Annotated in this window: 10 protein-coding genes; 7 read left to right on the forward strand and 3 right to left on the reverse strand. The window is 69.0% G+C overall.

Annotated elements, in window-relative coordinates; all coding sequences use genetic code 11:
• Nucleotides 1-168 precede the first annotated feature (168 nt).
• Nucleotides 169-2,238 (forward strand): DNA topoisomerase IV subunit B, encoded by a 2,070-nt coding sequence (gene parE / locus C507_RS0103920; RefSeq protein WP_018698355.1) that lies wholly within the window; start codon nucleotides 169-171, stop codon nucleotides 2,236-2,238.
• Here the strand turns inward: parE and C507_RS0103925 are convergent.
• From C507_RS0103925 to tpiA, 3 genes are all read right to left on the reverse strand, one after another.
• Entirely contained in the window at nucleotides 2,235-2,807 is a 573-nt protein-coding gene (locus C507_RS0103925; protein ID WP_018698356.1) for a hypothetical protein, read from the reverse strand. The genes parE and C507_RS0103925 overlap by 4 nt on opposite strands.
• A gap of 19 nt (nucleotides 2,808-2,826) precedes the next feature.
• On the reverse strand, nucleotides 2,827-3,534 hold the full coding sequence (locus C507_RS0103930) for an alpha/beta fold hydrolase (RefSeq protein WP_018698357.1): 708 nt from the start codon (nucleotides 3,532-3,534) through the stop codon (nucleotides 2,827-2,829).
• Nucleotides 3,535-3,748: 214 nt separating this feature from the next.
• Nucleotides 3,749-4,492: a triose-phosphate isomerase gene (tpiA, locus tag C507_RS0103935; protein ID WP_018698358.1), complete on the reverse strand. Its 744-nt coding sequence runs from the start codon at nucleotides 4,490-4,492 to the stop codon at nucleotides 3,749-3,751.
• Between the two features lie 173 nt (nucleotides 4,493-4,665).
• Here tpiA and C507_RS0103940 point away from each other — a divergent pair, with 173 nt between their 5' ends.
• The 6 genes from C507_RS0103940 (at nucleotide 4,666) to lexA (ending at nucleotide 11,332) form a co-directional block, all read left to right on the forward strand.
• The gene (locus C507_RS0103940; protein ID WP_018698359.1) at nucleotides 4,666-6,564 is read left to right on the forward strand and encodes a peptidylprolyl isomerase; all 1,899 of its coding nucleotides are present in this window, start codon (nucleotides 4,666-4,668) and stop codon (nucleotides 6,562-6,564) included.
• Between the two features lie 210 nt (nucleotides 6,565-6,774).
• Nucleotides 6,775-7,788 (forward strand): anthranilate phosphoribosyltransferase, encoded by a 1,014-nt coding sequence (trpD, locus tag C507_RS0103945; RefSeq protein WP_018698360.1) that lies wholly within the window; start codon nucleotides 6,775-6,777, stop codon nucleotides 7,786-7,788.
• 3 nt (nucleotides 7,789-7,791) lie between these two features.
• Nucleotides 7,792-8,613, forward strand: a complete 822-nt coding sequence (gene trpC / locus C507_RS0103950; RefSeq protein WP_018698361.1) for an indole-3-glycerol phosphate synthase TrpC — start codon at nucleotides 7,792-7,794, stop codon at nucleotides 8,611-8,613.
• Between the two features lie 12 nt (nucleotides 8,614-8,625).
• A complete protein-coding gene (gene moaC / locus C507_RS0103955) occupies nucleotides 8,626-9,117 on the forward strand; it encodes a cyclic pyranopterin monophosphate synthase MoaC (protein WP_018698362.1) in 492 nt (163 codons plus the stop codon).
• Nucleotides 9,114-10,322 carry a molybdopterin molybdotransferase MoeA gene (locus C507_RS0103960; protein WP_018698363.1) on the forward strand — a complete coding sequence of 403 codons (1,209 nt, stop codon included), beginning with the start codon at nucleotides 9,114-9,116 and terminating at the stop codon, nucleotides 10,320-10,322. The genes moaC and C507_RS0103960 overlap by 4 nt, the downstream gene beginning before the upstream one ends.
• A gap of 296 nt (nucleotides 10,323-10,618) precedes the next feature.
• Nucleotides 10,619-11,332 carry a transcriptional repressor LexA gene (lexA, locus tag C507_RS0103965; RefSeq protein WP_018698364.1) on the forward strand — a complete coding sequence of 238 codons (714 nt, stop codon included), beginning with the start codon at nucleotides 10,619-10,621 and terminating at the stop codon, nucleotides 11,330-11,332.
• The last annotated feature ends 40 nt before the right edge of the window (nucleotides 11,333-11,372 follow it).

Consider the following 11,372-nt stretch of genomic DNA (forward strand, 5'->3'; position numbering starts at 1 on the left):
CCGAGTGCCGCCCTTGCCAAGATGCGGCCGAGAGGCGACATCCTCGTCGCGGCCGCCGGCGCGAGACCCGTCCCGCCGATCGGTTCGTCATCCCGCGCCGCGCATGCCAGACTTTGCCCGAGTGATTCGCTCGCTCCCCCGCTCCCGACCGAACTGGACCGACTGCCGATGTCGAAAAGCGACGATCTCTTTGCCGGCGTGCCTGACCAGGGCCCGTCCAAGTCCCCGGCTCCTGCGCAGCCACGGCGCCAGGCCGCCCGGCCGCAGGCCAGTGCCCGCCGCGCAGCCCCGGCGCCGCAGGATACCGACGGGGGCTACTCGGCAGCCGACATCGAGGTCCTTGAGGGTCTGGAGCCGGTCCGGCGCCGCCCGGGCATGTATATCGGCGGCACCGACGCCAAGGCGCTCCACCACCTGTTCGCCGAGGTGCTCGACAACTCGATGGACGAGGCCGTCGCCGGCCACGCGACCCGCATCGAGGTTCACCTCGACGCCGACGGCAGCCTGTCGGTCGCCGACAACGGCCGCGGCATCCCGGTGGAGCCGCACCCGCGCTTTCCGGACCGCTCGGCTCTGGAAGTGATCCTCACCACCCTGCACGCGGGCGGCAAGTTCGGCTCGAAGGCCTACGAGGCGTCGGGCGGCCTGCATGGCGTCGGCGTGTCAGTGGTGAACGCCCTCTCCTCCCGGCTCGACGTTGAGGTCGCGCGGGGCCGGCGCCTCTATCGCCAGAGCTTCGAACGCGGCCTGTCGCAGGGCCCGGTGGAGGACTGCGGCGAGGTGATGAACCGGCGCGGCACCACGGTCCGCTTCCTGCCGGACACCCAGATCTTCGGAACCAGCGCCCACTTCGATGCGACACGCGTCCTTCGCATGGCCCGCGCCAAGGCCTATCTCTTCGCCGGCGTGGAGATCCGCTGGAGCTGCTCGCCAGAGCTCGTTCGCGGCGACGATGTCCCGCAGGAGGCCGTCTTCAAGTTTCCCGGCGGCCTCGCCGACTATCTGGCCGAACGGCTCAAGGGCGAACGCCGCGTCGTCGAAGGCCTTTTCTCCGGCCGCGCCGGCGATGGCGGACGCCACGGCTCGGTGGAATGGGCCGTCGGCTTCGTGCTCTTCGACGGCTTCCTGCAGTCCTACTGCAACACCGTCCCGACGCCGGAGGGCGGCACCCACGAGCAGGGTCTGCGCGCAGCCCTCCTGAAGGGTCTCAAGGCGCACGCCGAACGCATCGGCCAGAAGAAGGCCGCCCAGGTCACTGCCGACGACCTCATGGCGCTGACGGGTGGCATGCTGTCGGTGTTCGTGCGCGAGCCCGAATTCGTCGGCCAGACCAAGGATCGGCTGGCCTCTCAGGAGGCCGTCCGCATCGTCGAGCAGGCGGTGCGCGATTCCTTCGACCACTGGCTGGCCGAGGATCCGGCCCGCGCCGCCCAGCTTCTGGAGGCCGCCGTCGATCGGGCCGAGGAACGCCTGAAGCGCAAGCAGGAGCGCGACGTCCAGCGGCGCAGCGCCACCCGCAAGCTGCGGCTGCCCGGCAAGCTCGCCGACTGCACTGCGGGCCAGGCCTCCGGCACGGAGCTCTTCATCGTGGAGGGCGATTCGGCGGGCGGCTCCGCTAAGCAGGCTCGAAACCGCGCCACCCAGGCCGTGCTGCCGCTGCGCGGCAAGATCCTCAACGTCGCCAACGCCGGCCGCGACAAGCTGGCCCAGAACCAGCAGCTCTCCGACCTGATGCTGGCGCTCGGCTGCGGTACCCGCTCGGCCTTTCGGCTGGAGGACCTTCGCTACGAACGCATCATCATCATGACGGACGCCGACGTGGACGGCGCCCACATCGCCTCGCTGCTGATCACCTTCTTCTATCGGGAAATGCCGGGGATGATCCGCGGCGGCCGGCTCTATCTCGCCGCCCCGCCCCTCTACCGGATGACACAGGGCTCCAAGACGCTCTATGCGCGCGACGACGCCCACCGCACCGAGCTTCTGCAGACCGAGTTCGACGCCAACAAGAAGATGGAGATCGGCCGCTTCAAGGGCCTTGGCGAAATGCTGCCCGGTCAGCTCAAGGAGACCACCATGAACCCGGCTTCGCGCACGCTGCTGCGGGTCATGGTGGACGACGATGTCGAGGCAACGAGCGACACGGTGGATCGGCTGATGGGCAATAAGGCTGAGGCCCGCTTCGCCTTCATCCAGGAGCACGCCGCCTTCGCCGATCTCGACGCGCTGGACGTCTAGGCGCCGCCGTCTCGCGGGCCGACCTTCTCGTCCAGAAGCGGATCCCAGATGGTGTCCGTGGGCGCCGGCTCGCCGTGGTCGGCAACCCGGTGGCGGTAGGTCACGTTCACCCGCTTCGACGCGATGAAATACCAGCACAGCAGGGCGCAGAAGACGGCATAGATCGCCACCATCATGACAATACCGCCGACGAGGACCTCCTGTCGCGCCAGCCTCCGCGCACCCTCGACCGTTAGGGCCTCGAAGGCGAAGGTGGACGCCGCCAGCGCAAAGCCCAGAAAGCGCAACATCACCATTGGAACGATGAGCGATCCGAACAGGGGCGCCCGGGCGAAGCCGAGCATCGCCGTGCCGAACAGCATGAGGGCTGGCACGGCATCCACCCAGGCGACCTGACGGTCGAAGTAGCCAAAGAGCGAAGCGTACCCCGCCGGTTCCGGCAGGACGAGCTCGAGCACGGCAACGACACCGCCCAGCGCGAACAGCGCCAGAAAGACGAGCAGCCAGCCCTTCACACCGTAGAGCGGATGGGCCTCCGCCTCGTTCATGGACAGCTGCCGCCAGGCCATTCCCGTCGCCTCCCTCGGGTCATACAGTATGCGGCAACTTCAGCCAGTCGGCGAGAGCTTCGGCCACAGCCTCGGGCTGCTCGAGTGTCGTCAGGTGGCCGGCATTCTCGATCGTCACCAGGGTGCTGTCGGGAAGCGCCTCGTGCATCTCCCGCGCGGCCGAGGGCGGCGTGATGGCATCCTCGTCGCCGACCACGACGAGCGTCGGCACCGTTATGCCTGGAACCAGACCCGAGATGTCGCGGCGGCCGAGCAGCGCCCGCTCCTGAGCCATGAAGATGTCCGCGCCCGTTTCTTCCGTCATCTGGCGGATGATCCGCACAAGGTCGGGGTCTTCCGCATTGTCAGGATGCAGCAGGCGCGGCGTGAGGACCGCAATCACCTCGTTCAGACCGCCGCTCGCGGCCATCTCCATCAGCTTGTGGCGAGCCGCCTTCTCGTCCTCGGTATCCGGCCGCATCTTGGTGTCGAGCAGCGCCAGCTTCGCGACTTCGTCGGGCGCCCTCAGGGCGATCTCCATCGCCACGTAGCCGCCCATGGAGAGACCGGCGAGCGAGAAGCGCGACGGCGCTTCGGCCAGAACCTTTTCCACGATGGCGTCCATCGTGTCGGGACCGCGAATGTCGGCCACGTGAATTGTCACGCGATCCTTCAGCTCGTTGATCACCGGCGTGAACAGGTGCTCGGTGCAGGCAAGGCCGGGAATAAAGACCAGAGGTTCCATCATCGACGAGGCGCTCCAGCTGCCGCTTGCCGCCGGGCGGGTTGCTCCAGCGGTCACGCGGCCAGTCACGAGCCTCCTTCTGACCGGCGTGTCCGGTGGATGAAGGCCCGTCCTTCATGAAGTCGCGACCGCGCGATTCGTTCAGGCCGGCCGGCACGACCATCCAGCCGCCGACCGGCAGGGCGCAGGCTGAACCCGTGTCGTCACGGTGTCCGAGTCACGCCGCCCTGGCGATGGCGAGAAAATCGCTCGCCTTGAGGCTGGCACCACCCACGAGAGCGCCATTGACGTGATCCACCGCCAGAAGCTCTGCGGCGTTGTCGGGCTTTACCGATCCGCCGTAGAGGATTTTGATCGACTTGCCCGCCTCGCCGAAGCGCTCTTCCAGGGCCTTGCGGATCGCCGCATGGACCGAAGCCACGTCTTCCACTGTCGGCGTGCGGCCGGTGCCGATCGCCCAGACGGGCTCATAGGCGACAACGAGGGTATCGACGGTGGCGCCATCCGGCAGCGATCCGGCCAGCTGGCTTCCCACGACGTCGAGTGTCCTGCCGGCGTCGCGCTCGGCCTCGGTCTCTCCGACGCAGGCGATCGCCACGAGGCCCGCCCGCCAGGCGGCCTCGACCTTTGCCTTCACCACGTCGTTGCTTTCGCCGTGATCGGCGCGCCGTTCCGAGTGGCCGACGATAACGAAGCCCGCACCGACATCCTTCAGCATCTCCGCGGAAATGTCGCCGGTGTGGGCCCCCTTCTCCGCCGGGTGGCAGTCCTGTCCGCCGACCGAGACGCCGGTGTGCTGCGCGCGCATGGCGAAGGCCGCGACCAGCGTCGCCGGCGGGCACAAGAGCAGCCCGACCGTGTCCGGAATCTCCGAGCGGCTCGCGATGACCGATTCGAGCTCCGCGATCGACGCCGCGAGACCATTCATTTTCCAGTTGCCGGCGATGAGCGTGGACGTCACGCGCGTACCTCCTCCCGAACTCCTGCCGCGGGCCGGTCTGGCCCAGCGATCCCGGGGGCAAAGAAAAACCCTGAACGGGTCAAAGTCCACACGCTTGCCGCGCGCGGACACGCTTTCTATGATCCGCGGCCTCGACGAACCCCCTGGAACCCTAAAACGGTCAACCATTCTCCATGCTCACGCAAATGCGGCGCGGCGCCGGCACCTGGGTCGCCAAGCTCTTCATCGCCCTTCTCGTCGTCAGCTTCGGCATCTGGGGGATCGCCGATATCTTCCGCGGATTCGGAGTGAACCAGCTCGCCAAGGTGGGTGACACCGAAATCACCGCCGTGGAGTTCCAGCGCGACTACCAGCGCGCCATCCAGCGGCTCAGCCAGCAGATGGGCCGGCCGATCCCCGCCGACGAGGCGATCAGCTACGGCCTGCCGCAGCAGATCCTGTCGACGCTCGCCACGGATGCGCTGCTGACCGACGCGGCCACCGATTTCGGCGTCAATGTGGGCGACGAACGGGTGGCGGAGCAGATCCGCGAGCAGCAGGCTTTCCGCGGCCCGTCCGGCCAGTTCGACCGCACCCAGTTCCAGCGGATCCTCGCCAACAACGGCATGACCGAGGACGCCTACATCGAGGACGAGCGCAAGCGGATGGACCGGCGCCAGCTGGTCGACGGCCTGTTCGGCGGCCTCGACGTGCCGACGCCTTATCTCGAGGCGATCAACGAGTATCGCAACGAGCAGCGCACGGTGCGCTACTTCGTGATTTCCAGTGACGCGCTGCCGGCGCTGGCCGATCCGACCGAGGAGGAGCTCGTCTCCTTCTACGACGACAACAAGGCGCAGTTCGCGGCTCCGGAATACCGCTCCCTGACGCTGCTGCGCGCCAACGCCGAAGCGCTCGCCGACCCCTCTTCCGTCAGCGACGATGACGCCCGAGCCACCTATGAGCGCGCCACCGGCCGCTTCGGCACGCCGGAGACGCGTCAGGTCCAGCAGATCGTGTTCCCGGACGAGGCCGCCGCCGAAGCCGCTCGCGACAGCCTGGAGAACGGCGCCTCGATGGAAGAGGTCGCCGCCAGCGAGGGCCGGACCCTGGCCGACGTCGACCTGGGCAGCGTTTCCCGCGACGAGATCGTCGACGAGGCGGTGGCCGATGCTGCGTTCGGCATGGACGGGCCCGGCGTTGCAATCGTCGACGGCCGCTTCGGCACGGTGCTGGTGCGCGTTGCCGGCATCGAGCCCGCCCAGCGCCAGCCCTTCGAGGAGGTCGCCGACCAGATCCGCCAAGAGATCGCCACCGAAGACGCCCAGCGCGAGGTGATCGACCTTTACGATTCCATCGAGGACGCCTTCGCCGGCGGCGCCACCATGACGGAGGTCGCCCAGCGCTTCGGCCTCGACCTGCGCACCGTCGAGGCCGTCGACCAGGCCGGCAACGCGCCCGACGGCACGCCGGTCGAGCTGCCCGCCAAGAGCGAGCTCCTCGGCGACGCCTTCGGTACCGAGCCCGGTGTCGACAACCCGCCGATCCAGGTCGCCCAGGCGGACTATCTCTGGTACCGGGTCGCCGACATCATCCCGGCCCGCGACCGCGAGCTCGACGAGGTGCGCGGCCAGGTACTGGCCGCCTGGACGCAGGACGCGCTTTCCACCCAGGCGCAGGACCTCGCGACGGAAGCGGTGACGCGCATCCGCAACGGCGAGACCATGGAGGCCGTGGCGGAAGCCATGGACACCTCCGTGCAGGCCTCCGAGCCCTTCACCCGCGAGGGGTCCGCGCCCGGGTTGCCGGCCGCCGCCATTTCCGCCGCTTTCGAGGGCCCGCAGGGCACCGTGGACGCGGTCACCGGCGCCAATGGCGGCCGGGTGGTGCTGGAAGTCGCCTCGGTAGACAAGCCGGCCTTCTTCGCGGAGGCGGCCGACAACGAGCCTGCCCGGCAGCGCCTGCAGCGCTCCCTCGGCGACGGTCTCGTGAGCGAGTACGTGGCGGCGCTGGAACGCGAACGCGGCGTTCAGGTGAACCAGCAGATGCTCAACCAGATCGTCGGGGCTCCCAACTCCGACTTCGGCAGCTGATCCGCCGGGCGGGCGGGGCGTGACCCCGGCCGCACTTTGAGATAGTCCAGTTGAGCCTCGGGGCGCGCGACGGTGGTGCCGCGCCTGCCCCGGGCACGAATCCGGAACGGCTTGGCCGGGCCGCGCGGCGGCCAGCCTCTCCGGTCGACGAGAGACGATCACGCAGCGCGCGTCCCGCCGGACGGGGCGCGATCCACGGGGGAAGCCGCGATGTCGGACATGAAGGGCCTGGTCAACACGGTGGCGCAGGGCGAGACCCTCTCGCGGACCGACGCCCGGCGGGCCTTCGACATCATGATGTCCGGCGAGGCGACGCCCTCCCAGATGGGCGGCCTGCTGATGGCATTGCGGGTGCGCGGCGAGACCACCGACGAGATCGCCGGCGCGGTGGAAACCATGCGCGAGAAGATGCTGCGAGTGGATGCCCCGGCCGATGCGATCGACATCGTCGGCACCGGCGGCGACGCCAAGGGCAGCTACAACGTGTCCACCTGCACGGCCTTCGTGGTCGCCGGCGCCGGCATCCCCGTCGCCAAGCATGGCAATCGGGCTCTCTCGTCGAAGTCCGGTGCGGCCGACGTGCTCGCCGCCCTGGGCATCAACATCGAGCTAGGCCCCGGCACCATCGCCCGCTGCATCCGCGAGGCCGGTGTCGGCTTCATGTTCGCGCCGGCCCACCATGCCGCGATGAAGCATGTCGGCCCGACCCGGGTGGAGCTCGGCACCCGCACGATCTTCAACATCCTCGGCCCGTTATCGAACCCGGCCGGCGTGAAGCGCCAGCTCGTCGGCGTCTTCGATGGCCGCTGGGTGGAGCCCATCGCACGCGCGCTCGCCGAGCTCGGCACCGAGAAGGCCTGGGTGGTCCACGGCACCGACGGCCTCGACGAGATCACCGTCACGGCGGAGACCCAGGTGGCCTCCGTCGACGGCGGCGAGGTGACCACATTCACCGTGAAGCCGGAGGATGCCGGCCTGCCGCGCTGGCCGCTGGAAACGCTGATCGGCAGCGATGCTCACAAAAACGCCACAGCCCTGCGCGAGGTGCTTGAGGGGAAGGCCGGAGCCTACCGCGACATCGTGCTGATGAACGCGGCCGCCGCCTTCATCGTCGCCGACCGGGTCGACACGCTCCAGGAAGGAGCGACACTCGCGGCGGAAACCATCGACAGCGGCCGGGCACTGGACGTGCTGGGCCGGCTGGTGGCGTCATCGAACGAGTAGTGCATGAGCGATATTCTCACCAAGATCGAAGCGTACAAGCGCGACGAGATCGAAGCCGCGAAAGAGGTCCGTCCGCTTTCCGTGCTCGAGGACCTGGCGCGCGACGCTCCCGCCCCGCGCGGGTTCCGGGCCGCGCTGGAAGCAGCCGTTGCTTCCGGCCGCCCCGGCCTGATCGCCGAGGTCAAGAAGGCCTCCCCCTCCAAGGGCGTTATCCGCGAGGATTTCGATCCCGCAGCGCTGGCGGAGGCCTATGAGGCCGGCGGCGCGACCTGCCTGTCCGTGCTGACCGACGAGCCATCCTTCCAGGGTGCCCCGGAATTCCTGCGCGATGCGCGCGCCGCCTGCGCGCTGCCGGTGCTGCGCAAGGATTTCATGTTCGACACCTATCAGGTGTTCGAGGCCCGGGCCTGGGGCGCCGACGCGATCCTGGTGATCATGGCCGCAGTCGACGACGACACCGCCCTTCGGCTGGTGGAGACCGCTCACAATCTCGGCATGGATGCCCTCATCGAGGTGCATGACGCGGACGAACTGGCCCGCGCCGTCGACATCCCGGCGGTCCTGATCGGCATCAACAACCGCAACCTGCGCACCTTCGAGACCGCGCTGGAGACCACCGAGACGCTGGCGCCGCGCGTGCCGGGCAACCGTCTGATCGTCGGCGAGTCCGGCATCTCAGAGCCCGACCACATCGCCCGGCTGACCAATGTCGGCGTGAGCGCGTTCCTGGTCGGCGAGAGCCTGATGCGCCAGGACGACGTGGAAGGCGCCACGCGGACGCTGCTCGATGGCGCAAGCCTCGGCGTCCGTCTGGCCGCCGAGTAGCGCCCGCGCGCCATGGCCGGATCGACGCTCACCCACCTCGACGAGACCGGCGCGGCCCGCATGGTCGATGTGTCGGAGAAAGCCGTCACCCGGCGCGAAGCCACTGCCACCGGCTCGGTCGCGATGCTCCCGGAGACGCTGGAGCTGATCCTTGCCGGTGACCTGAAGAAGGGCGACGTCTTCGCCACCGCGCGGATTGCCGGGATCATGGCGGCCAAGCGCACCCACGACCTGATACCGCTCTGCCACCCGCTGGCGCTGTCCTCCGTCAAGGTGGACATCGACGTCGACAAGCTGCTGCCCGGACTTGTGGTCACGGCAACCGTCGCACTCGACGGCAAGACCGGCGTGGAAATGGAAGCGCTGACCGCGGCCAGCGTCGCCTGTCTCACCATCTACGACATGGCCAAGGCGGTTGAGCGCGGCATGGTGATCGGCGACATCCGCGTCGTCGCCAAGTCCGGCGGGCGCTCGGGCGACTACCGCTCGGAGCCGACCGCGTGAGCCTGCTTCCCGTCCGGGAGGCCCGGGCCCGGGTCCTGGCCGACGCGGATCTCATTGGCGTGGTGGACGTCCCGCTCGCAGAGGCAGCCGGACGGATCCTCGCACGCGATCTCTCCGCCACCCGCCGGCAGCCCCCCTTTCCGGCATCCGCCATGGACGGCTACGCGGTGCGGGCCGCCGATGCGCTGGAAATCGGCGCGACCCTGCGGCTGGTCGGCGCCTCGGTAGCCGGCAGGCGCTATCCCGGCACGCTGGGCGCGGGCGAGACGGTCCGTATCTTCACCGGGGCTCCGGTTCCCGACGGTGCCGATACGATCCTCATTCAGGAAAACGCCGAGATCATCGACGATGCGACCGTCCGCGTCGCCGTGCCGGTCGAGCCGGGCCGCCACATCCGTCGCGATGGCCTCGACTTTGAAACCGGCGACAAGCTGCTCATGGCCGGCACCCGTCTCCACGCCCGGCACATCGCGCTGGCTGCGGCCATGAACCACCCGGCGCTTCCCGTGGCCCGCGCGCCCCGGGTCGGCCTGATCGCCACGGGCGACGAGCTGGTCGCGCCAGGCGACGTTCCGGGCCCCGACCAGATCGTCGCCTCCAACACGCCTGCGCTCGCCGCGATGATCGCGGCGGCCGGCGGCGAACCGGTTGATCTCGGCATCGTCCGCGACAACGCGGAGGACACGGTCGCCGCCCTGAGTGCCGGGCGTGAGCGTGGCGTCGACGTCCTCGTCACCATGGGGGGCGCCTCGGTCGGCGACCATGATCTCGTCCGGCAGGCATTCGGGGATGTGGGCATGGACCTGGGCTTCTGGCGCATCGCCATGCGGCCGGGAAAGCCGCTGATCTTCGGCCATCTCGGCCCCATCCGGGTGCTCGGCCTGCCCGGCAACCCGGTGTCCAGCCTGGTCTGCGCCGAGCTGTTTCTGGTACCGCTGATCCGCGCCCTGCAGGGCGACGACAATCCCGGCCCGCATTTCGAGCAAGCGGTGCTCACCGAGCCCATGCGCGCCAACGACGGGCGGGAAGACTATGTCCGGGCCCGCCTCACGATCCGGGACGGGGCACTGCCCGAGGCAACGCCCTTCTCGCTGCAGGATTCGTCGATGCTTTCGACCCTGTCGGCCTCGGGCGCGCTGATCGTCCGTCCGCCGAACGCGCCGGAAGCCGACGCCGGCAGCGTCTGCCGCATTCTCCGGCTCTGAGCCGTCGAGCCCCTTTCCCGGCAAAGCTTTCGCTTCCGTCCCGCCCGAGAATCGCGGACAGTCCCTCGCGTGCGTGGCAGCCTGCGCCCGGCCAGTCCGACGCACCCCTGCGACCCCCGGTTGCCATCCAGCCGGCATTCTGTCTGCAAAAGGCCGCGCACGCTCTGTTCCCGCTCTGCCCCAACGCATCGGCAACCAAACATTAACCCTTGCGGAACACATATGGAACGTGTAGCTTTCGTTCCTGCTTTGTACCATTTTCGACATGCCGCAGACCGAGGGGTGGGGCCACCTTCATGCTGACCCGCAAGCAACATGAACTTCTGATGTTCATCCATGAGCGGCTGAAGGAGACGGGCGTTCCGCCGTCCTTCGACGAGATGAAGGACGCGCTCGACCTCCGGTCGAAATCGGGCATTCACCGGCTCATCACCGCCCTGGAAGAGCGCGGGTTCATCCGCCGCCTGCCGAACCGGGCCCGGGCACTGGAGGTCATCAAGCTCCCCGAATCGGCCAGCCCGTCGCTGGCCTCCGCCCGCTCGCGCGGCTTCGCGCCGGAGGTGATCGAAGGCTCGCGCGGCAAGGCGCCGGCTGCGCCTCCCCCGCCGGCGGAGGATGCAGCAGCGGCAGGTCTGACGGTGCCGGTCATGGGCCGCATCGCCGCCGGCGTGCCGATCGAGGCCATCCAGCAGGAAAGCCACCAGCTGACAGTGCCCGCCGACCTCGTCAGCGGCGGCGAGCATTTCGCCCTCGAAGTCCGGGGCGATTCCATGATCGAGGCCGGCATCCTCGACGGCGACACGGTGCTCATCAAGCGCTCCGACACCGCCGACAACGGCGACATCATCGTGGCGCTGGTCGACGACGAGGAAGCCACCCTCAAGCGGCTGCGGCGCAAGGGCGCTTCCATCGCGCTGGAGGCCGCCAACCCGGCCTACGAGACCCGCATCTTCGGCCCGGACCGCATCCGCATCCAGGGCAAGCTCGTGGCGTTGTTCCGCCGCTACTGAGCGGAGTTGTCGGCCCAGCTTCGCTAGACCGGGCCGGGCC

Origin of the sequence: Amorphus coralli DSM 19760 (assembly GCF_000374525.1) — a bacterium.
GTDB classification, from domain to species: domain Bacteria; phylum Pseudomonadota; class Alphaproteobacteria; order Rhizobiales; family Amorphaceae; genus Amorphus; species Amorphus coralli.